Raw genomic sequence first — 20,349 nt, 5'->3', positions numbered from 1 at the left:
CTCTATACTTGATTTCTCCAGAAATGGCGGATTTCCGCCGTTTTTCGCAATTGGCACGCTAGCTGCAATCACTCCGGCAACGCCAAGGAAAACGGCGCAACGCAATTCTAGGGAGTAAGACAATGGACAAGTTTTCGAATGGTCTGGGCCGCACCGTCGTGGTGGTTGTCAGCACGTTGGTGTGCGGTTCGTCGCTGATGATGGCGGCGCTCGGCCCCGGTCTGGCCCAGGCCCAGACGCATCAGGTTGCCGCCGCCCCCCGGGCGTGACGGCCGCCGGGTCCCCATCAAAGTAATACTTTGATGGGCGCCCACCGCCGGGCGGGTTTCCCCCTTGCTGCCCGCCCGGCGGTCCCAACACAGTAAAGCGTAAATTCCGAGGAGTTACTTCAACATGGGCATTTTTTCGCGAACCCGCGACATCATCGCCGCCAACTTCACCGACTTGCTCGACAAGGCGGAGGACCCGGCGAAGATGATCCGCATGATCATCCTGGAGATGGAGGAAACGCTGGTCGAGGTTCGCGCCTCCGCCGCGCGGACCATCGCCGACCAGAAGGAGATGCGACGCCATATCTCGAAGCTGACCCAGCTCGAGGAAAGCTGGACCGAGAAGGCCGAGCTGGCGCTGTCGAAGGATCGCGAGGACCTGGCCAAGGCGGCGTTGATCGAACGGCAGAAGGCGACCGACATGGCGGCCGAGCTGACCGGGCAGATCACCGTGCTCGACGATGCGCTACGCGCGTCGGAAGAGGATATCGCCAAGCTGCAGAAGAAGCTCAACGAGGCGCGCAACCGCCAGTCGTCGATCTCGACCCGGCTCGAAAGCGCAAACAACCGCTTCCGCATCCGCGAGGTCTATTCGGCCGGTCGCACGGCAGACGCCTTCTCGCGCTTCGACGTGATGGAGCGTCAGGTCGACCTGGCCGAGGGGCGCGCCGAAGCCGCCGGCCTGGGCAGCGAGCCCAAGACGCTCGAGGAAGAAATGGCCGAGCTGAAAGCGAGCGAGAAGGTAGATGCCGAACTCGCCGCGCTCAAGGCCCGCATGAAGAAGGGGGCGTAAGCCATGGACGAGTTTCTGTTGCCCATCATGATCGTCGGGATGCTGTTCATCGGCCTCCCGTGGCTGATCTTCCACTACGTCACCAAATGGAAGCAGGCGCCCAAGATCACCAACGAGGACGAGAAACTGCTCGACGAGCTCTACTCGCTCGCGCGCCGCCTCGAAGATCGCGTCGCCACGGTCGAACGCATCGTCGCCGCCGACCACCCGGACTGGAAGTCGGGCATGCCGCTCGCCGCCGACCCGGCCGAATACAACCCCACCACCCGGAGGAACTGAGATGTCCGCCAGCCGCACCAAATTCTACCTCGACAAGCAGAACAAGAAGTTCCTTGGGGTCTGCGCGGGGATCGCCGATTACACCGGCTTCGACGTCACCGTCGTCCGCGTCGGCACCGTCATCCTGGCGCTGATCACCTCGGGCTGGGTCATCCCCGCCTACTTCATCACCGCCTGGATCGCCCCGTGCAAGCCGTTCGGCCTGTACGAGAGCCCGGAGGACGCGAAGTTCTGGCAGGGCGTGCGCACCAACCCGTCGCGCACCACGAGCGAAGTCCGCTCCAAGTTCCGCGACCTCGATCGCCGGCTCGCCGATATCGAGACGCTCTACACCAGCCGCAACAGCCGGCTGGCCGACGAAATCGACAGCCTGCGCTGAGCGCGCGACCGGGGATAAAGGGAATAATCATGGATCCGACACCTTTCTTGATCATGGGCACGCTGTTCGGGGTGAGCGCCACGCTGGCCATCCAGTGGTTCGCCAACCGCAAGGTTCGCAAGGCGCTGCGCGCCCTCGAACAAGCGCCGGCCCAGCCGTCCGAAGAAGTGCTGCTCCTGCACCGCGAACGGGCCGAGATGGGCCGCCGGCTGGCGGCGCTCGAGGAGATCGTCACCGACCGGCCGAAGCGGCTGGCCCACGAAATCGACAGCCTGCGCTGAACGCGGCCGATCAGGGAGAAAGAAAGTGCACGACGGTCAACTCTTCGTCCTGGCGATCATCGCGATGGGCATTGTGGGTGGGATCATCAAGATGTCGATCCGCGCCAGGCACGGGTATCCGCTGGAGGATCGCCAGACCCGCCGCAACAATCGCCGCAACGGCTTCGTCGATAGCGGCGAGCTGGAAGCTCAGCGCAAGGTCGAACTGCTCTCGAACGAAAACGAGAAGCTGGTCGGCCAGATCGGGCGGCTCGAGGAGCGCCTGCGGGTGCTCGAACGGATCGCCACCGACCCGGCCGAGCGTGTGAGCCGCGAGATCGACGAACTGCGCAGCCGCGACTGAAAGGTAAATCGATGATCAATCCCCTCCTCATCCCGATCCTGGGCATCAGCTGCGGCCTGCTCGCGATTGTCGGCGGCGTCTTCGTGAAGCCCTGGTTCGCGTACCGCCAGCGCCAGCTCGAGATCCAGTCGGACAAGGTCGCCGAAAAAGCCGCGCAGTACGCGGCGCAGACCGAGCGGCTCGAACAACGGATGCGCGTGCTCGAACGCATCGTCACCGACCGCGGCATCGACGTCGCGGAAGAAATCGAAAAGCTGCGCGACGAACCCGCGCCGCTCAATTGAGGACAAGACCAATGGGACTGATCATCTTCACCGCCATCGTCGCGATCCCCACGGGCATCGCGGTCTGGCTGACCGAACGGGTCGATCGCCCCCGCCGCCGCGCGATGCGCGAGGCGCAGATCCAGCCCGCCGAATAACCACCGACGCTATTAGGGAACCCTCCCCATGAACCCCTTCGAAATGGTCATCGCGATCGTCGCCATCATTACGGTCGGTGCCGTCGTCCGCACGATCATCAACGCGGTGTTCGGTCTGAGCCACCGCAAGTCAGCCGACGATCACGAACCGCATGACGGCGCCGTGGTCGCCGAAAACCGCCAGCTGCGCGAGGACATTCGTGGCCTCAAGGAGCGGATCGCCGTGCTCGAACGCGTGATCACCGACACCAACACTAGCAGCACCCTCGACCGCGAGATCGAGAAGCTGCGCAACACCGACCGCTGACGCGGCCGCCCGACAAGAATGGAGACGTCTGTCATGACCGACCCCAACCTCTACCTCACCATGGCGGGCGCGAGCCTGGCCGGTCTCGGCATGGTCTGCCTGGCCGGGCTCGCCGGCTGGCGCGGCTGGCTCAGCCTCAAGGAACGCGAACTGTCCGCGTTCGGCGAGCATAGCCAGGCCGACGGGCCCAGTTTGCCCAACGCCAGCGCGCGGATCGAGATCGCCGATCTAAAGGAACGCATCCGCAAGCTCGAGGCGATCGCGTCGGGGGTGGATCTCTGATCCATTCCTACCGCGGCGGGTTGGCTTGGCCCGGCCGCGCGCTATAGCGCGGCGATGCCATCCCTCACCGACCTGCAGGACGAATACGAATTCCTTGACGCCGACGACCGCTATCGCCTGTTGATCGACCTGGGCCGCGGCCTCGAGGACATGCCCGACCCGCTCAAGACCGACGCCACTCTGGTCCGCGGTTGTTCGGCATCGGTCTGGGTCTATCCCACCGTCCGTGAGGACGGCACGCTCCATTTCCTCGCCGACAGCAACGCCGCGATCACCAAGGGGATCATCGCGCTGGTACTGACCGCCGTGCAGGACCGATCGCCCGTCGAGATCCTCGCCACCGACGTGGACGCCGCGCTCGCCCCGTTCGATCTCCGGAACCAGCTCAGCTCGAACCGGACGCAGGGCATCCCCAATATGATCGCGCTGATCCGCGCAACCGCGGAGCGTTACGCCGCCGCCTGAGTAGAGGAGTGTAAACCGATGGACATCGAAGTCAGCGCCGAAGCCAAGGACAAACGGCTCAACCGGCTGGTCGCCCTCACCGTCGTGATACTCTCGATCTTCACGGGGCTGTGCAACATCAAGGACGGCAACCTGGTCCAGACGATGCAGCAGGCCAAGGCGGATTCGGTCGACAGCTGGAACGAATATCAGGCGACGCGAACCAAGCTACATATCTCGCAAACCTCGCGCGACCAGATCGCGGTGCTCGCGGCGGGCAAGCCCGAGGCGGCGGCGATGCTGGCGCGGCTCGATGCCGAGATCGCCAAGTATCAGGCCGAGACGCCCAAGCTGAAGGCGCAAGCCGAAGCGCAATCGGCCGACTACGATGCGCTCAACGTCCACGACGACCAGTTCGACGCGAGCGAGGCCGCGATCTCCACCGCGATCGCGATGGCCGCGGTCGCCGCGCTGGCGGAAAGTCAGATGCTGCTATTCGGATCGTGGTTCTTCGGCGCGTTCGGCATCTTCATGGGCGTATGCGGGTTCGCCAAGCTGGGCTTCCACCCGGATGTGTTGAGCACGTTCCTGGGATAGAACTATCGCCAGTCGAATGTGAGAGGCGCCTCGCGGAAGGCGAAGCGATCGAGGTGGCGCGCAACCGCGCCCTTCAGCGCGTCGAGCTGGCCGTCGGCGCTCGCATCGATCCGCACGTCGAGCGCGGCATTGCCCGCATCGAACGTCACGAGCGCATCGCCGGGCCAATCGGCGCCGCGCGCCTCCTTCGGGAAGACGACAGTGCCGTGATCGGGGGTGAATTCAACGGTCAGATTGTGCTGCCAGTGCTTGCACAGCTGTTGGAGGTATTTGCCGGCGCTCGTGGTCGGCACACTGGCGGTCGCGGATATGGTCATGAGGATTCCTTAAATTCCCTCTCCCGTTGGGAGAGGGAAGGAGGAGCGAAGCGACGGGAGGGTGAGGTTCGATAACGGTTCGACCCTGCCCTCACCCCTCGCCGCTGCGCGGCTCGACCCTCTCCCAACGGGAGAGGGTCGGTAGCTTACAGCCGCTCGATCTTCTGCGCGGCTTCGTCGATCAGCGCGACGACCTCGTGGAGCGTCGCTTCGTCGACGTCGCCCGCGCTCAGCCGGTTGACCAGGACCTCGCGGAGGTTGCCCATCGCCCGCCGCACCGACGTCGAATCGGTCTTTTGCCGTTCTTCGCCCAGCGCGGTCAGCCGCGCCATCAATGCCGCGACCTGCTCGGCGTTCGCGTCGAGCTCGGCGGTGCCGGCTTCGGTGATCGCGAACGCCTTCTTGGCGCCCTCGCTCTGCTGCTGCGCGATGAAGCCCATGTCGTCGAGCAGGGTGATCGTCGGATAGACCACGCCCGGGCTCGGGGCATAGGCGCCGCCGGTCAGCTCCTCGATCTGGCGGATCAAATCGTAGCCGTGGCGCGGTTCGTCGGCGATCAGCTTGAGGAGCACGAGCCGCAGCTCGCCGCCGTCGAACATGCGGCGCGAGCGGCCCTCGCCGCGACCGCCGCGACCGCCCCAATGGCGCCCATGATGCCCCCAGCCGCCGCGCATCGCGTGGCGCATGCCGGGGTGGCAGCCGCGGCCGCCCCTTTCGAAATACATAAACACTCGTGGAAGTCCTTTCCCGATCACGATGGCCCTAAGATATATCGCAGCTTGACTGAGTCAAGATATATCTTAAAGAATTATGCCGCCGTCGCGGCGGGTGGGATTCGCGCGCGAGAGCGCCTATCTTCGCTCGCATGGCCGACCTCTTCGCCGGTTTCGAACCCGAAGCCGCTCCCGACACGATCCACGAGAATGCGCCGCTCGCCGACAAATTGCGGCCGCGGCGGCTGGGGGACGTGGTCGGCCAGGAGCATTTGACCGGCCCCGACGGCGCGATCGGGCGGATGGTCGCGGCGGGACGGCTGTCGTCGATGATCCTGTGGGGACCGCCCGGCACCGGCAAGACGACGATCGCGCGCCTGCTTGCCGACGCGGTGGGGTTGCGCTTCGTCGCGATCAGCGCGGTGTTCTCGGGCGTCGCCGATCTCAAGAAAGCGTTCGCCGAGGCGCGCGAGTTCGCCAAGGTCGGCAAGCGCACGCTCCTGTTCGTGGACGAGATCCACCGTTTCAATCGAGCGCAGCAGGACGGCTTCCTGCCCTATGTCGAGGACGGCACCGTCACCTTGGTCGGCGCGACCACCGAAAACCCCAGCTTCGAACTCAACGCCGCGGTGCTCAGCCGCGCGCAGGTGCTGATCCTCCATCGGCTCGACCACGCCGCGCTGTGTAAATTGCTCGACCGCGCCGAGGAGATGGAGGGCCGCCCCCTCCCCCTCACCCCCGAGGCGCGCGACGCGATGGTGGCGAGCGCCGACGGCGACGGGCGTTTCCTGCTCAACCAGGCCGAGACATTGTTCTCGGTCGACCTGCCAGAGCCGTTCGACCCGGCCGGGCTGTCGGCCTTCCTGCAGCGCCGCGTCGCGGTCTACGACAAGGACCGGGAGGGGCATTACAACCTGATCTCCGCGCTCCACAAAGCGGTGCGCGGCAGCGACCCGCAGGCGGCGCTCTATTATCTCGCGCGAATGCTGACCGCGGGCGAGGAACCGCTTTACGTGCTGCGCCGGCTGGTGCGGATGGCGGTCGAGGACATCGGGCTCGCCGACCCCAACGCGCTGGTGCAATGCCTCGCGGCCAAGGACGCGTATGAATTCCTCGGCTCGCCGGAGGGCGAGCTCGCATTGGTCCAAGCGTGCCTCTACCTCGCGACCGCGCCCAAATCGGTGTCGAGCTACAGGGCGATGGGCGCGGCATGGAAGTCGGCGCGCGACACCGGATCGCTGATGCCGCCGCAGAACATCCTCAACGCGCCGACCAGGCTGATGAAGGACATCGGCTATGGCAAGGGTTACACCTACGATCCCGACACCGAACACGGCTTTTCGGGCGACAATTACTGGCCCGACGAAATGACGCCGCAGACCTTCTACACGCCGACCGATCGGGGTTTCGAGAAGCGGATTCAGGACCGGCTGGCGTATTGGGACGGGCTGAGGAAACGCGACCATGAATAGCTGGGATGAAGCCGTCGCCTATGCATTGACCCTGTCCGGCACCGAACCTGGCACGAGCTACGGCAAGCCGTCGGTCAAGATCGCCGCGAACGGCCGATCGTTCGTGTTCCCCAGCCACGAGGCGGACACCTCGTTCGGAATCGCGCTCGATCTCGACACGATCGAGATGCTCAAGGAAACCGACCCCGGCACCTTCTGGCAGACCCCGCATTATGTCGGCTGGGAAGGCGTGCTGGTGCGCTACGGTAGCGCCGATCCCGAGCGCGTCAAGGCGATGATCGAGCGGTCGCGCGACTGGGTCGCGGCGAAGAAGCCGGTCAAGCCGCGCAAGAAATGACCCATTTCACGCGCTTCGCCGCGATCGACTGGTCGGGCGCGAAGGGCAGCCGGCACAAGGGCATCGCGCTGGCAGTGTGCGGCGCGGGCGACGCCGCACCAATGCTGGTTTACCCACCCGGCGGCGTGTGGTCGCGCACCGCGATCCTCGACTGGCTGCTCGCGCATCGTGCCGAATCGATGCTGGTCGGGTTCGACATGAGCTTCTGCGCGCCGTTCGTCGAACGCGGCGCGTATCTCCCCGGCGAGAGCACGCAGACCGATGCTCGCGCGTTCTGGGCGTATGTCGATGCCAACAGTCCCGACGAGGACCTGGGCGCGGCCTCGTTTCTCGACAGCCGGCGCGGGATACATTTCTACCTCGGCGCTGCAGATGGGACCAAGACCGATTTCCTCCATTTCCGCCGCGCGGAGGCGGCCCACAATGCGATGGGCTTCGGCAAGACGACGACCGTCTACGACGCGATCGGCGCGGCGCAGGTCGCCAAGGCGAGCTTCGCGGGGATGCGGCTGCTCCACCACATCGACGGACGAATTGCCGTGTGGCCGTTCGACGCGGTGCCGGCGAAGGGCATGACGATCGTCGAAATCTACACCGCCATCGCCGCGCGGGCCGCCGGTTTGCGCAAGGGCCTGAGCAAGTTGCGCACGCGCGATGCACTGGACGATGCATTACTCGCGCTAGGCTCGCGACCCCATGCCCCGCTCGCCCGCTACGACGACCATGCGACCGACGCAATTATGGCCTCGGCTTGGCTGCGCGCTAACGCCGATCGGCCCGATTTGTGGACGCCAGCAGGGCTGACCGACGAAATCGCCCGTACCGAAGGCTGGACCTTCGGCGTTCCCTGACGCATTGGGGCGGCGGATGCCGGTTTAGCTCAGCTGGTAGAGCAGCGGTTTTGTAAACAAACGGCCAAGCCGAAAACCAAGCCACTGAAACGGCAGAAAACCGCCGTTTCTTGGGAGTGGCACAAAGCCGATTTCCGTTCAAGGGCACAATACGGGCACAAATCGTTCGCGGGCACGCCGACGCGGGCACGCGAGGTCTTGGCGAGTTCGAAGCTGACGGCTAATGGCGAAGGCCTGCCCGTATAGCTCAGTTGGTAGAGCGCCACCCTTGTAAAGTGGATGTCCGGGGTTCGATTCCTCGTGCGGGCACCGATTTCAGAGAGGCAGCCATGACCCCGGCAGAGCGCAACGCCATCATTCAGCAGATGGACATTCTCGACGGCATGCTTGGTGTCGCCCACCGGCAAATTCAGGCCATCGCGAACCGCGAAGTGAATGGCGCGCTCATGGCCTACCCCGGCGAGTTCAGCGATCCCCAACTGGACGAGGCGAAGCAACGCTTGATTGAACGGTCGGAAAAGCTGAACGAAGCGATCAGCGACCTTCACGACAAGCTCGTGGGCAAGGCATAAAATTACCGGGGGGTTGGAATGCGGCGGTTCGGATTAGCGGCGGCTATCGCGCTTTCGGTAATCTCAGCCGGGGCAGATGCCCGCAAACCGGTTCCCAAGCGTGCCGCGTCCGGGATCAAGACAGTCATCGTCTATACGGGCGTCGTCTCAGCGACCAACGCCGAGCGCTTCACCGATCTCGTGGCCGCAAACACCGACAAGATCATCGGGCTCAAGATCACGGTCGAGCGGAGCCGCGACACTGACAAGCGGTATTTCACGAGCCGCGATGGCAACCAACTCAACATCACGTCGGGCGATCCCATGAACGCGCCGGTCGAAGTGCTCATCAATAGCGGACTCGGCACCACGATGGATATGGACACCGCCGACGGGTTCTATCTCATCAAGTCTGGCGGGATGCACGCTGCCGGAGCGCTATCGTTCGGAACTGAGGCCGTGAACGAGTCTCAGCTTCGTCTCAACCCGCGCGTGCGGATCGTTACCAAGGCGCTTTAGGTCCGCCACTTCCGGCGAGCCCGCTCGGCGTCCGGGTCGAGCACCAAAGCGATAGGTTTCGTTTCGACCGCGAGGTTGGCCGCGTCACCGGCCTTCTCGAACAAGCGCCGTAACACCTCCCGTTTTACCGGGTCGGTCGTGCGCTCAAGGATCGCGAGTTGGCCGGGCGTCATCGCGTTGCGCCCCGTCGCGCCGCAATCTTTCGGGCAGCGCGACGCGCCGCGATGAGCGCGGTTTCGAGATCGGCCAAGTCGTCATCGCTTATCGCGTGCCAGCATGGCCGGAAGGGATCGGGTAAGTGTTCGTCCAATCGCGACGGACGCCATATGAGTCGGGGCGTCATTTCCCGGCGCGAATTCTCCCACACGAAGGCCCGGCTGTAGGTGCGAAACACCCGGTCCTTGAGGTCTTCGTTGCTGGCGGCATCCCATTCGGCTCGAAAGTCATCGGCGATCACACGCTATTTAGGCCGATCTCCCTCTTTTCGCGCACGAAGGAAACGCCGCCATGGATCGGCGCGCTCGCGTTCTTCCTCCCGCTCGCGCTTCCATCGCTCGATTAGATCGACAGCTTTGTCATGCCGCTCTTGCTCAGTCTCTGGCATCGTCATCGCTCCAAAGCGCGTCCACGAGCCGTTTAACCGTCGCCAAGGTTTCGGTGTGCGCCCGGACCTGTGCGAACTGGCGACGCGCCCGCTCGCGCGCCGCTTCGTCGGCGGTGTCAAGTTCGTCCGGGGTGAGCGGCGCGCGCATCATTCGATGATCTCGATTTCGCCGACCCGCTCTTCGCGCTCAAAGTGGTAGGTCGAGCGCTTCGAAATGGCGCGATTGCGAAATCCGACCGAAACCCGCACCTCAGCCAATGCCGCGATCTCGGCGAAAGCCGAAGCTTCGTCGCCAGCGAGCATCACCGCGCTAACATCTTCCACCTCAGACAGCGCGTCACCTTCCTCCGGCTGCCAGCGCTCAAACACTCTTGCTCGCCACCCGGCACCGCTCAGGGTCCATTCGCCCATGTCGTCACCGCGCGGTGCGTAGCTTATCCGTAGCTTGCCCGCCCGACCCTGAAATCCCGGCTCGGGCGGATATCCGGCGTCAACCGACTGCCGAAGACTGTAGATGAACGAACGCCATTGATCGGCGGATTGGTTGCCCATGACACACCCCACGTTGGTTGTCAGCGTTGGCGGTGCACCGATGGTTCACCGTCGCTGCCTACCCGTGTCGCGAATGCGCCGTGGTGTTTGGCGAGATTGCCCGGCAACGCATCTGAGCCGGACGACGGGGGCGAAATAGCCCTGAGCCTTCAGGCGTCAAGAGCACCAAATTGACCCATGATGACGGTAAAGCGCGGCGCGCACGAATAACTCGTTTGGTGCACCAAAATCGCCCTCGTGAAGCGATTTCGCAATTCGGCAAATCCGCCGATTAAATTATTTTAGCCGGTTGGGACTGTCACGGTTTGGACGGTCTTGGACGTGGCAACCGGCTGAGCCGAGCGCAATTCCACCGTGAGGCCAAGGTAGCCGAGCACGGCGATCACGCCGACGATCACCGCTCCCCAAAGCCGAGTTGCCTTGATCGCGCCCGAGACTTCCGCGTGTGCGTCTTCGAGATCGTCAACGCGGGTCACGAGGTTGAAGTGCTGAGCCTTCAACATGGGGCGATCCCCAAGGTCGCGCTCGATATCGGTCACGCGGACCTTGAGTGCGTCCGTCTCGCGCTTTTGCTCGGCGAAGCCCTTGTTCATGTTATCGAAGCCGTCCGCGACACGCTGGTCAAGACGAATGAGAAGGTCGCGCATGTCCAACGGAGTGCCGTCGGGCGGCATGATGCTCATTCGGGCTTGCCCGGATTGGGCACCAACATCGCAACCATACCGCACGCCATGCCGATGTAGCTCAGCGGCGGAGAGAGTGCGGCGGCAGCCGCGACAGCACCGCCAAAGCCAACCCATGTCGAGCGCTCTAAAAGGCGGTTTTCAAGGTAGGTAACGAGGTGGCCGATCCCGGCGCGAAGCTTGTTGAACATGACATATTTAGCCCCCAGCCCTCCCGGAGCGTCATTTAGCGGTTAGAGCGCGGGCGGCTCGGGCGGTGGCGGAATGAAGGTCTTAGCCGGATCGTTTTCCGGGTCCGGCCATGCCATACCTTCCGGAGCGGGCTCACCGGCATCGCGCAAGAGCGCGAGACGCATCCGCGCTGCCGTCCCGTCCTTGCCGATCACGAGAAAGCCCGAGACGGCAAAGACACAGAGCGCCGCCGCCGCAATTTGCATCAACTCAGGCCCCACGGAGTCGGCATCGCCCGCGCCGCGATCCGCGTCGTAAATGGCACGAAGGGTCTGTTCCCATGCCACAAGGTCCATCGATTGCGTGCGAAGGCGCTCGAAGATCGCATCCGGGCAACCCTCAGGCTTATCGATGGTGAAGTTGCGAACCGCCTGAGCGGCGTCGAAGAGCGTTTCGAAGTTTCTCATGATGATATTTAGCCGAGCACCGACCCGGCGTTGATCGTGCCGACCGCGCCCACCACGGCGATTGCGCGACGCACCGACGCGTTCAACCGCACGTCATCGCCAAACGCGATGATCGGTGCCGAGTGAGTAGTGCCATCTTCGTTGTCGTGATCGACCAAAGTCGGTGCTTCGCCGAGCACGAGTAACAGAACCTCCTTTGACAACGCCGCGAGCCCGTGACGCTCGACTGACGCGGCATCGGCTGTGTGCGAGAAGGTCAATTCGACATGCTGCCCAGCCGGGCACGTGTGCGTCTGCCCATCGCTATCAACCCAGCGAGCGCTTGCCCGGATCGCGACACCGCTGCCGTTGGCGAGCCATGACGGCTCGACCGCGACGGCGATGCAATGTCCGTCATCAAGGTCCACAAGAGTTTCGTTGGAAGCGAGCCCGGCACGCTGTTCGGATACGGTGAATGCCATGAGCTATTTATTGCAAGTCCTTCGACACGATGTTGTGCGTCGCGATCATCGCTTCCGCGTGCTCGCCAGCGAAATACATGCCGTCGTTGACGCCTATGAGCACCACGCGGCGAAGCCCGACGAACTCGACCGCGACCACTTCCTCCCACGTCAGAACCCCGTCACGCTTCACGAGCGCTTCGTGCCCGAGCATGTCCGGCACCCAAGTCGTGCTGAGATCGCGAAGAGTCATCGGCGTGCTCGCGCTGGCGATCACGGTCGCACCGCTCGCCGTGGTGAGACGGTAGGACGGTTGCAACCGGGTTGGCATGAGCGTGCACGGAATGACGACCGTGCGAGCGTCCGACATATCGGCAGTCGCGCATTCGACCGGATCGCCCTCGCACACCTCACGCGCCCGCACGAGGCTATCGAGAAGCGCGATCCACGACTCTTCGTCCACACAGCCGCCACCGCCGCCACCGCCGCCCGAGCCCCCACCAGTGCCGGACGTTGGGAACGTGATATCGACCGACCCGACGAACACGCGCGAGTTGTTCGAGAAGAGATCGTTGGGGTTCGTGGTGGCAACGAGGGTCTTGGTGCCCCCCGTGTAACCAACGTCATCGAAGTAGAGATAATAGCTCGCGGTCGAACCACCCGTGCCCGAGACGCTGACGCTCGTCGCACCGTAGGAGATCGACGCCGATCCCATGAGCGCGGTGAAGGCGCTCACTGAGATCGTCGCCGTAGCGGGTGAGCCCGCCGATGCCGAATAGCTGACAGTCTGCCCGCTGAAGCGTGAGCGCATGTTGAGCGACGTGATGGCCGGGATATTGCGTTGATCGCCAAGGATCGCGCCGGAACCGGCGACACCAAGCTTGTGCGCACCGCTCGACAATTCGCTCAGCAAAATCTTGCCGTAGGTCGAGCCGTTCGGAAGGCTGTCATAGGCCACGGCACCGCCACCGGCACCGATGAGCGTGCCGTTTGCCGCCATTGTCACGCCACTGTTGAGGATGCCTTCGCTACCGCTCAGCGAAGCGAGATTGGCCGGGCGTCCACTGAGGTTGGTTCCCCAAACCGCGCCCACGGTCGCGTTATCGGCGGGTTTGCCCGTGCCGGACACATCGCTCCAAAGCTGATTGGCGTTGTTGATCCCCTCAGTGCCGACGAGTGCCGCCAGATTGGCCGGACGCCCGCTCAGGTTGGTTCCCCACACGGCACCGACCGTCGCATTGTCGGCGGGTTTTCCGGTGCCGCTGACGCTCGACCAAACCGCCGTGGTGCCCAGCCCGGCACCATCTGTAATTTGGTTCGTGTTGGTGACGTTGGTTGATGCCGTGACCCAAGCGCCCGACACACGAAGCTTCACGGTCGCGGGCGTGGTGCTGGTATCATTCCACACATCGCCATCGGCAGGCGATGACGGGGCTGTTGAACCTGTCGTGACGATGTTCTTCGTCGCGCCCGACGCGATGCCGCCGAGCTTCGTGCCTTCGGTCGAATTGATCCCGCTGAGGCTGGTCGGCTGACTGCCGATATTCACGCCCCACGTTGCGCCGACAGTCGCGTTCGCCTGAATGCCACTCAGCTTGGCGTTCGCCGTGCCGTCGAGATCGCTCAGATTGAGCGGACGGCTGACAACCTGAGTCCACAATTGCTTGGTGTTATCGACTGGCACGCTCGCGGTGCCGATCCCCTGAAGCAAGCCAGATGCATCAACGGTGATCGCGTCGTTTCGGATTACCTCCGTGCCAGTGAGCGCCGCGATGTTCGTCGGTCGCCCGCTGAGGTTGGTGCCCCACACTGCGCCCACGGTCGCCCCGTCTGCGGGCTTGCCCGTGCCGGTAATCGCCGCCCACGTCGCGAGCGTCGAGTCCGTCACGCTGATTAGACGGTCGAGACTATCGAGCGAGGCCAGATAGGCGGAAAGGTTCGATTGCCACGTCGCCCGGACAAAGGTCGTTTCCTGAGTGGCATCATTCCAAGCCGGTGACAGTCCGTTGCGATAAGTGCGCTGAGTATCGCGCGCGAGCACCGCCGCGTCGATTGTCGAGTTGCCCGATGCGTTCGTGTAGGTCGCGGTCGTGGTCGCCGCATAGAGGGGCGGATAACTTGAAAGCCGCAATTGCGCCTTTGACAACCACACGGTTGCGCCACTGGCGGGAGCAATGAACTGCAATCGGCGGTCGGTCGATCCCGCCCCGAACGTTGCCGACTTCCGCAAGAGCGTCCACGTGTTCGCCGGAATCGTCTGACTGACATACTGTCCGCCACTTACGTTATCGTAGAGCCCCCAATTCACTGTGACTGAGGTCGTGGAGTATGCCCACACGTCGGCCACGTAGTTCGATCCGGCAGCGCCGACGTTAAATTGCTGAATGGTGCCGTTCGCGCCGAGCACAACCTTGTCGGCGATCACGTCGCCGTCTTGGTCCGCCATGTCATTTGCGGTGACGGTGCCGCCGCTCCACGTCGTGCCAAAATTTTCCGACTGCAAGACGAGGTTTTGCGCGGTGCCGACAATGCCGAGATCGCTGAGACGCCCGAGGAGTTGCTTCCACCGGCTATCCCGCGCTGCCTCATCAACGATGAGTTGTTGCTTCTCGGGCCGGTTCAGGATCGCGGGATTACGAAGCGAGGTATCGTTGGAAGCACCGGCTTCGATACCGGCAAACTTCGCCCCTTCGGTCGCGTTGAGCCCAGCGATGTTGTTCGCGGTCGCACCCGTGCCCTGATTGGCGATGTAAGCCGCCGTGCCGACGGAAGTGATCGCCGCCGCGTCGGTGAGCAAAGTCGTGCCGTCGCCCTGTGTGACCGTTGCGCCGAGCGACATGATCGGGCGCAAGATCGGTTCGGAGACTTCCCACACGCGCGTCGTGCCATAGCCGCCGATGATTGCCATGTTGGCGAAAGCGGCGTTGGCCGGTGCCTTGATGATGACCGATTGACGCCCGTTCGTGGTGCCCGTGTTATACCAAATGTCGGTAGCGCCGAGCGACGTGCCTGCCGAGTTGAAGAACTCAACCCATGCCCGCATCACGCCAGCCGTCCCGGCCGAAACGACTTTCATGTAGATGCTCGCGAAGTAGGACTTGCCCGCTTCGACCGGCACCTTTTTGCTCGTGATCCAGCACGGATAGACGTTCGTGCCATCCGGGGTGATGCGGATTTTGTTCAGGCCCGAGCCTTCGCCTGCCGTCGTGTTCGGCAGGACCGCGAGATATTGGCTTCCGCCGAGCCCGCTCCACGACGCAACGTCGCGAAATTCGGGATCGGGAACCATGTTCACGGTGCTGCCAATATCGAGCAAGCCGGGGGTGTATTGGCGTTGCACGCGCGGCACCGCCCACGTCGGCGATCCCGTCGGCGTGCCGCCCGAGTGCCCGTGATCCAACTCAATACGAGCCTGAACGGCGTTCGAAGGCATTTTCAGCGCCACGGTGAAGGTGAGATATTGGTCGCTCGTGGCACCGCTGCCGCCGACTATAGCCGGACGATAATCGACAACGAAGTTGTTGCCGGACACCGAAATGTCGGCTCCCGACTTGTCCATCGGGATGAACTGCAAACGCGAATAGTAGTTGTCGCCGGTCGCGATGTAAGCGCGGGCCGACGCCGTATAGGTCACGTTGGCTTCGACCGTGAACGGCTTCACGAGCTTCGCGTCGGTGACGCTGGTCGTGGTGGCCGCGCCCTTGAGCGCGGACCGTGCACCAAGGTTGGCGAGCACGGTCGAAGTCACCGTGTTGGTCGAGCCTGACGCGAAGGTCCAAGAGGTCGCGTCCTTCAAGTCCGGGTCGAGCACCATGTTCGACGTGTCACCAATTGCGAGGTAGCCGGGCGCAACGCTCGTGGCCGTCGCGAGCGGACCTTGCCCGTTCACGAAGGCAGCCGTTCCCGAGGCCGTAACGATGGCAGCATCGTTGAGCACGGTCGTGCCATCGGCCCGAACGAGATTGCCGCCCGAAACGGTATTGAAGCGGATTACGGGTTCGCTGAGATCGAAGCTCACGTCGCCGCCGCCGCTGTAGTTGTAGATCAACATCGCGACAGATGCTGTGTTCGCCGGGGTCTTGCCGATGACTGATACGCGGCCCGTTCCAACCACGCTGTCGAGCATGAAGAACCCGATGTAGGCGAGGAACGCGCCGGTGGAGTCCGCCGCATAGACTGCGCCGTTCAAGCCTCCCGTCGTGCCACTCACCTTCTCGCGATAGATCGACGCGGTGACCGACGTGTTCGGCACGCACGTGACAGGTGTTGAGGTCAGCGTGAAGGCTTGCGCAAGGCTACCCCTGATCTTGTTCTTGCCCGCGCCCTTGCCGTTGGTGCTGTTGACGAGCTTCTGCCAACTGCCGGTGATCTTCCAAGCGGTCGCGGGATCAAGGAAGTCGGGATCGGGGACGAAATTTGTCGTGTCGCCGAGCACCGCATTACCCGGCGTGGTCGCCCGCTGAATGAGGGGCAAGCCGAAGTAAAGGTCGCCGCCCGTTGCCGAGCCGTAGAGGTTCCACGCGACCTTTGCCGTGCCGGACGGTGCTTGTTTCATCGCCGTGCTGACATCAACCACGGTGTCAGCCGTGATCGCGGTCGCTGAGGTCAGATTGAACGCGTAGGTGTTCGTCTGGTCGAGTTGCGTGCCCGTCGCATCATAGAAGATGCACGACATTTGGACCGCGCCATAAAAGCCCGCCTTCACGTAAAACCGAGCGCTCGCGCTGTAAGTGCCATTGATTGGCACGGTCGTTTGAGCACTCAGGGCAAACGCCGCCCCCTGTCCGGCGATGAGCCGGATCGCCTTCGTGGTGCCGATTTGGGCGAGCGCGGTTGCGTTCGTGCTGAACTGAATAGCGGTGTTGCCCGCCGTGTAGTTGTAGAGCGTCCAGCTTGTCGGGTTGTCGTTGAAGTAGGGATCGAGCACGACGTTCGATGCCGACACGTCGCCAAGAAAAGTCGAGGGGACGCGCCGGGCAACTTGACCGGTCGCATCAAGGCCAGCCGCGATGCGGCCATCGATCAATTCGGTTGGTCTTGAGCCGACGCTCGTCCAAATGGCGGTGTTGCCGAGATTGGCGGTGTCGGCGATTTGCGCCGTTCCGGTGACATAGTTTGACGCCACAACCCAAGCACCGGCAACGCGAAGCTTCACCGTCGCCGGGGAGGTGCTTGTGTCATTCCACACGTCACCGTTTGTCGGGCTGGCCGGGGCCGTCGTGCCGGTCGTGACGATGTTCTTCGTCGCACCGGCCACAGCCGGTCCGTTGACAATCTGAAGAGCGTCAATCGGAACGGTGGCCGGACCGCCGCCGATCAAGACGCCGTTCGCGTTCAAGACAAGCTTCGAGTTATCCACAACGACATTGGCCGTGCCGATGCCGGTGAGCGTTCCCGCGTTCACCGTGATCTTGCCGTTATCGATGATCGGCGTGAGCGTGGTCGAGCCGGTGTTGATTTGGCCGGTGCCCGTGATCGTGATGTTGCTGTTGTCGATCACCGTCGTGTTCGTGACATTGGCAATCGGGTTCGGCGTGCCCGTGACACCCGTCCAATTCGCACGCGTCGCCGACACCGCCGCGATCTTGTTCAAGAGCGCTTGGCGCGCCGTGTAGTAGTCGCCGAACTTCGTGTTGAATGTGCTCGCGACGATGGCGGTGTCGGTCGTGGTGTCGGTGTAAGCCGGGCTCAGGCCACTCAGGTAGGTTATGAGGGCACTATAGGCGTTGTTGTAGGTCGTGAGTTCGGTCGTGATGCCAAGGCCGCTCGCGCTCGATTGAATGCCCGAGACTTCCGCATTGATGGCTGTCACATCGCGGACAACCTGAAGCTTGTCGGTGCGGTCGAGCACGTTGTCGTTCGCCATGCTGGCGAGCCGAACCGTCGCCGCGTTCGCTGTGGCGGATGCTGTGTTCGCGGTCGTCTGAGCCGCATCGGCTGCCGCCTGAGCGGCGTCGATATCCGCGCCAAGCTCGGCAACCGCCGCCAGAATGTCGCTCGAAGTTTGGAGCGTCCAATTGCGAGTGTGACCGACCTTGACTTGCCATGCGGGCGCGGTGACGGCGGCTTGCGTGATCGTATCCGGAAGCACGAGCGGCGTGGTCGAACGGTCGCTTCGAAGCGTGCCCGCCGTCTTCGTGCTCGTGTGCGTCGCGAGGTGAAACTTGCCCGTGGAATCGGCTATGAGAAAGCGCCGTCCCGACAGCGCCGCCGCGTGAATGAGATCAAGGATAGACGCTTGGTCGCTGGCGTAGAGGCAATAGCCTGCCGTCGCGGTCGCGACGCTGGAATCGATGAAGGCGCTCGACAATCCCGCCTTCGTCATGAGGGCGGTCACGATTGCACCGACCGTGCTCGCGCTGCCTACGTCGGCGGTGATAGTCGTCGTTGGATCGTCCGCGAGCCGGAACATGCCGACGTTCGGCGCGGCTGCCCACGTCCCGTCCGCGAGCGTCAGTGCGGCAAGGCTGGCATAGTCGGTCGCGGTCGCGGCAGCGGTGCCGAGCGAGATCGCGCCTTCATAGACTGCATTGATCGCGCACGTGCCATAGGCGTGCACCTGATAGATGCGGTTCACCGCGTCCACGAGCACGGGCGTTACGTTCGTGCACGCGCCCATCGCGAACGGCTTGAGGGTTCCGATGAGGGATGAGGGACCTTCCGCCCCGCCCGTGCCCGCATAGGTCGCGGACAAGAGATCGCGGACAAGGATCGCTTCCGGCCCGAGCAAGACGACGTGCGCGGTGCGATCATCGTCCCGCACAATCTGCCCGAGCGAGCCGGTCCAAATCTGCCGATAGGAAGCGAAAGCGTCGCCGTCGTTACCAACCCAAAGGGTCGCAAGTGCGCCGTCGAAATTGAGGCTCAACCACTGGTCGTTGGCGAAGGCCTTGTCGATGGCGAAGCTGACTTGTCCGTAGCTGACGCCGAGCGGCTGAGGCTGCCGATCCTTGAACCAAGAGAGGCTGAATTGCGGACCCGAGATGATCGCGGGCTTCCATTCGAGCGAGTTGACGTAGACGCCCTTTGGCGACGCCCACGCGGCGCTCATGCGGACCGGTGTTGTGAGACCCGTAGAAGGGTTGATCGCGGAGATTTCGAGAAGGAGATTACGCACCCCATATTTAGCTGAGGTGCGCTTTCGCCGTTATGGCGCGAGTTCGGTCACGGTCGCTTCAATCCGCCACGCGTTATAGAACTCGCTCTTGCCCGCCGTCTTGGTCGTGAAGCGTCCGAACACCGCATCGGTTTGCCAGTTTGCGGGCGTGCCATCGTCAACGATGAACAGGAAAGCGCCGTTGATGCCAACGGCTTGCATGAAGGGCGCAAAAGTCTGTCGCCAATCAACATCCGAAATCCAGCCGGTCGAAAACTTCCAGCTTGTCAGCACGGGAAGTGCCTGAACGGTCGTGTAGCCGGTGCCGTTGGTAACAACGGATTGATCGACAAATCCCATTTCAGCATCAACATCGATGCCGCCCGTCTTCATTGCTTTGCCGATGACGACGCGGGCAATCTGAACATAGCCGTCCGGGTTAGACGTTGAGGTGATATCAATACGCACGTAGCGTTCGGTGCGGGTCGCGGGCAAAGGCACGATGACGACAGCCGATGCAACGCTTGGCTTGGTGCCGGTCCAAGCGGTCAAGAGGCCGCTGTTGTAGCTACCCGTTCCGGTTGCCGCCGTGCCGGTTTGAACCTGCACGTTGTCGGTCGAACGAAGGTTGGTCCCGATGAGGGCAACATAGTCGTAACTGACGGCTGACGCGCCAAGATCGATGATGATATTGCTAATGCCGCTCGCGCCGCGCCAAACGAGCGACGGCATATCGACCGCGAGATTTGCCGCACTGCCCGCAACGGGCGTTGACGACGTGGCGGTGAAGCTGAGCGGACGGATGAAGACCGTGTTGCTCATCCGCGCACCGTGTAGATCGTGCGATCCGCGAGCGGGTCTATTTGGACGCCGATCACCGTGTAGGTGTTGCCGCTACCCGCTGCTGGATGGTTGTCGAAGTAGACGGTAAACCGGGGCGGCGAGTCCGCAAAATCTTCAAGGAACGCGCCACCCTCCACGGTGACCTGAAACACCTTCGCCCCCGCGCTACTGGCGGCGAACGTCGCCGACGCCAGCGCGTCACCCGCCGTCGCATCAAGGTTCGTGTCGAGCACGATAGGTTGCGAGTTCGGCCACCGGCTCAGAACGCTCGTGTCTTGGTAGATCGAATATTGGTGTTCGCGCGTGACGAGCGCGGCGCGCGTTGGATCGACTGGCAT

General features: G+C 63.3%; 30 protein-coding genes and 1 tRNA gene. 18 read left to right on the top strand and 13 right to left on the bottom strand.

The window, feature by feature from the left end; genetic code table 11:
• Nucleotides 1-122 precede the first annotated feature (122 nt).
• The 12 genes from E7773_RS10495 (at nt 123) to E7773_RS10440 (ending at nt 4,395) form a co-directional block, all read left to right on the top strand.
• Nucleotides 123-269, top strand: coding sequence for a hypothetical protein (locus tag E7773_RS10495; RefSeq protein WP_293990916.1), 147 nt, complete (start codon nt 123-125; stop codon nt 267-269).
• 124 nt (nt 270-393) lie between these two features.
• A complete protein-coding gene (gene pspA / locus E7773_RS10490) occupies nt 394-1,062 on the top strand; it encodes a phage shock protein PspA (protein WP_293990914.1) in 669 nt (222 codons plus the stop codon).
• A 3-nt stretch (nt 1,063-1,065) separates the two neighbouring features.
• Nucleotides 1,066-1,341 (top strand): envelope stress response membrane protein PspB, encoded by a 276-nt coding sequence (gene pspB, locus E7773_RS10485; RefSeq protein WP_293990912.1) that lies wholly within the window; start codon nt 1,066-1,068, stop codon nt 1,339-1,341.
• A 1-nt stretch (nt 1,342) separates the two neighbouring features.
• Nucleotides 1,343-1,720, top strand: coding sequence for an envelope stress response membrane protein PspC (pspC, locus tag E7773_RS10480; RefSeq protein ID WP_293990910.1), 378 nt, complete (start codon nt 1,343-1,345; stop codon nt 1,718-1,720).
• Between the two features lie 53 nt (nt 1,721-1,773).
• Nucleotides 1,774-2,001 (top strand): hypothetical protein, encoded by a 228-nt coding sequence (locus E7773_RS10475; RefSeq protein WP_293990908.1) that lies wholly within the window; start codon nt 1,774-1,776, stop codon nt 1,999-2,001.
• 64 nt (nt 2,002-2,065) lie between these two features.
• Nucleotides 2,066-2,344, top strand: coding sequence for a hypothetical protein (locus tag E7773_RS10470; protein WP_293990972.1), 279 nt, complete (start codon nt 2,066-2,068; stop codon nt 2,342-2,344).
• An 11-nt stretch (nt 2,345-2,355) separates the two neighbouring features.
• Nucleotides 2,356-2,628, top strand: a complete 273-nt coding sequence (locus E7773_RS10465; protein WP_293990905.1) for a hypothetical protein — start codon at nt 2,356-2,358, stop codon at nt 2,626-2,628.
• An 11-nt stretch (nt 2,629-2,639) separates the two neighbouring features.
• Nucleotides 2,640-2,765, top strand: a complete 126-nt coding sequence (locus tag E7773_RS10460) for a hypothetical protein (protein ID WP_293990903.1) — start codon at nt 2,640-2,642, stop codon at nt 2,763-2,765.
• 28 nt (nt 2,766-2,793) lie between these two features.
• On the top strand, nt 2,794-3,072 hold the full coding sequence (locus tag E7773_RS10455) for a hypothetical protein (protein WP_293990901.1): 279 nt from the start codon (nt 2,794-2,796) through the stop codon (nt 3,070-3,072).
• 33 nt (nt 3,073-3,105) lie between these two features.
• Nucleotides 3,106-3,354: a hypothetical protein gene (locus tag E7773_RS10450; protein ID WP_293990899.1), complete on the top strand. Its 249-nt coding sequence runs from the start codon at nt 3,106-3,108 to the stop codon at nt 3,352-3,354.
• A gap of 54 nt (nt 3,355-3,408) precedes the next feature.
• Entirely contained in the window at nt 3,409-3,819 is a 411-nt protein-coding gene (locus E7773_RS10445; RefSeq protein ID WP_293990897.1) for a SufE family protein, read from the top strand.
• 18 nt (nt 3,820-3,837) lie between these two features.
• The gene (locus E7773_RS10440; RefSeq protein WP_293990895.1) at nt 3,838-4,395 is read left to right on the top strand and encodes a DUF4337 domain-containing protein; all 558 of its coding nucleotides are present in this window, start codon (nt 3,838-3,840) and stop codon (nt 4,393-4,395) included.
• 2 nt (nt 4,396-4,397) lie between these two features.
• On the opposite strand, the gene E7773_RS10435 is transcribed toward E7773_RS10440, so the two are convergent.
• Together E7773_RS10435 and E7773_RS10430 are read right to left on the bottom strand one after the other, a co-directional pair.
• Nucleotides 4,398-4,712: a DUF2218 domain-containing protein gene (locus tag E7773_RS10435; RefSeq protein WP_293990893.1), complete on the bottom strand. Its 315-nt coding sequence runs from the start codon at nt 4,710-4,712 to the stop codon at nt 4,398-4,400.
• Nucleotides 4,713-4,858: 146 nt separating this feature from the next.
• Nucleotides 4,859-5,386 carry a PadR family transcriptional regulator gene (locus E7773_RS10430; protein ID WP_293990970.1) on the bottom strand — a complete coding sequence of 176 codons (528 nt, stop codon included), beginning with the start codon at nt 5,384-5,386 and terminating at the stop codon, nt 4,859-4,861.
• A gap of 191 nt (nt 5,387-5,577) precedes the next feature.
• Here E7773_RS10430 and E7773_RS10425 point away from each other — a divergent pair, with 191 nt between their 5' ends.
• From E7773_RS10425 to E7773_RS10400, 6 genes are all read left to right on the top strand, one after another.
• Nucleotides 5,578-6,897 (top strand): replication-associated recombination protein A, encoded by a 1,320-nt coding sequence (locus E7773_RS10425; protein WP_293990891.1) that lies wholly within the window; start codon nt 5,578-5,580, stop codon nt 6,895-6,897.
• A complete protein-coding gene (locus tag E7773_RS10420) occupies nt 6,890-7,234 on the top strand; it encodes a hypothetical protein (protein WP_293990889.1) in 345 nt (114 codons plus the stop codon). The genes E7773_RS10425 and E7773_RS10420 overlap by 8 nt, the downstream gene beginning before the upstream one ends.
• Nucleotides 7,231-8,085 (top strand): hypothetical protein, encoded by an 855-nt coding sequence (locus tag E7773_RS10415; RefSeq protein ID WP_293990887.1) that lies wholly within the window; start codon nt 7,231-7,233, stop codon nt 8,083-8,085. The genes E7773_RS10420 and E7773_RS10415 overlap by 4 nt, the downstream gene beginning before the upstream one ends.
• Nucleotides 8,086-8,321: 236 nt before the next feature.
• A tRNA-Thr gene (locus E7773_RS10410) sits at nt 8,322-8,394 on the top strand.
• 20 nt (nt 8,395-8,414) lie between these two features.
• On the top strand, nt 8,415-8,657 hold the full coding sequence (locus E7773_RS10405; RefSeq protein ID WP_293990885.1) for a hypothetical protein: 243 nt from the start codon (nt 8,415-8,417) through the stop codon (nt 8,655-8,657).
• Between the two features lie 18 nt (nt 8,658-8,675).
• A complete protein-coding gene (locus E7773_RS10400; RefSeq protein ID WP_293990883.1) occupies nt 8,676-9,155 on the top strand; it encodes a hypothetical protein in 480 nt (159 codons plus the stop codon).
• Here E7773_RS10400 and E7773_RS10395 read toward each other — a convergent pair.
• From E7773_RS10395 to E7773_RS10345, 11 genes are all read right to left on the bottom strand, one after another.
• Nucleotides 9,152-9,328, bottom strand: coding sequence for a hypothetical protein (locus E7773_RS10395; RefSeq protein ID WP_293990881.1), 177 nt, complete (start codon nt 9,326-9,328; stop codon nt 9,152-9,154). The two genes, E7773_RS10400 and E7773_RS10395, sit on opposite strands and share 4 nt — an antisense overlap.
• The gene (locus tag E7773_RS10390; RefSeq protein ID WP_293990879.1) at nt 9,325-9,612 is read right to left on the bottom strand and encodes a hypothetical protein; all 288 of its coding nucleotides are present in this window, start codon (nt 9,610-9,612) and stop codon (nt 9,325-9,327) included. The genes E7773_RS10395 and E7773_RS10390 overlap by 4 nt, the downstream gene beginning before the upstream one ends.
• A gap of 133 nt (nt 9,613-9,745) precedes the next feature.
• The gene (locus E7773_RS10385) at nt 9,746-9,910 is read right to left on the bottom strand and encodes a hypothetical protein (RefSeq protein ID WP_293990877.1); all 165 of its coding nucleotides are present in this window, start codon (nt 9,908-9,910) and stop codon (nt 9,746-9,748) included.
• On the bottom strand, nt 9,907-10,311 hold the full coding sequence (locus E7773_RS10380; RefSeq protein WP_293990875.1) for a hypothetical protein: 405 nt from the start codon (nt 10,309-10,311) through the stop codon (nt 9,907-9,909). The genes E7773_RS10385 and E7773_RS10380 overlap by 4 nt, the downstream gene beginning before the upstream one ends.
• A gap of 281 nt (nt 10,312-10,592) precedes the next feature.
• Nucleotides 10,593-10,994 (bottom strand): hypothetical protein, encoded by a 402-nt coding sequence (locus tag E7773_RS10375; RefSeq protein ID WP_293990873.1) that lies wholly within the window; start codon nt 10,992-10,994, stop codon nt 10,593-10,595.
• Entirely contained in the window at nt 10,991-11,185 is a 195-nt protein-coding gene (locus E7773_RS10370) for a hypothetical protein (protein WP_293990871.1), read from the bottom strand. The genes E7773_RS10375 and E7773_RS10370 overlap by 4 nt, the downstream gene beginning before the upstream one ends.
• A 42-nt stretch (nt 11,186-11,227) precedes the next feature.
• The gene (locus tag E7773_RS10365; RefSeq protein ID WP_293990869.1) at nt 11,228-11,632 is read right to left on the bottom strand and encodes a hypothetical protein; all 405 of its coding nucleotides are present in this window, start codon (nt 11,630-11,632) and stop codon (nt 11,228-11,230) included.
• A gap of 8 nt (nt 11,633-11,640) precedes the next feature.
• The gene (locus E7773_RS10360; RefSeq protein WP_293990867.1) at nt 11,641-12,093 is read right to left on the bottom strand and encodes a hypothetical protein; all 453 of its coding nucleotides are present in this window, start codon (nt 12,091-12,093) and stop codon (nt 11,641-11,643) included.
• 7 nt (nt 12,094-12,100) lie between these two features.
• Nucleotides 12,101-19,123 carry a hypothetical protein gene (locus E7773_RS10355; RefSeq protein ID WP_293990865.1) on the bottom strand — a complete coding sequence of 2,341 codons (7,023 nt, stop codon included), beginning with the start codon at nt 19,121-19,123 and terminating at the stop codon, nt 12,101-12,103.
• Nucleotides 19,124-19,219: 96 nt separating this feature from the next.
• On the bottom strand, nt 19,220-19,990 hold the full coding sequence (locus E7773_RS10350) for a hypothetical protein (protein WP_293990863.1): 771 nt from the start codon (nt 19,988-19,990) through the stop codon (nt 19,220-19,222).
• Complete coding sequence (locus tag E7773_RS10345) at nt 19,987-20,349, bottom strand: hypothetical protein (RefSeq protein WP_293990861.1); 363 nt, start codon at nt 20,347-20,349, stop codon at nt 19,987-19,989. The genes E7773_RS10350 and E7773_RS10345 overlap by 4 nt, the downstream gene beginning before the upstream one ends.

Origin of the sequence: Sphingomonas sp., assembly GCF_004799495.1 — a bacterium.
In the GTDB taxonomy this organism is placed as follows: Bacteria; Pseudomonadota; Alphaproteobacteria; order Sphingomonadales; family Sphingomonadaceae; genus Sphingomonas.
Note: the sequence above shows the minus strand (reverse complement) of the source record. Positions and strands in the feature narration are given on the sequence as shown.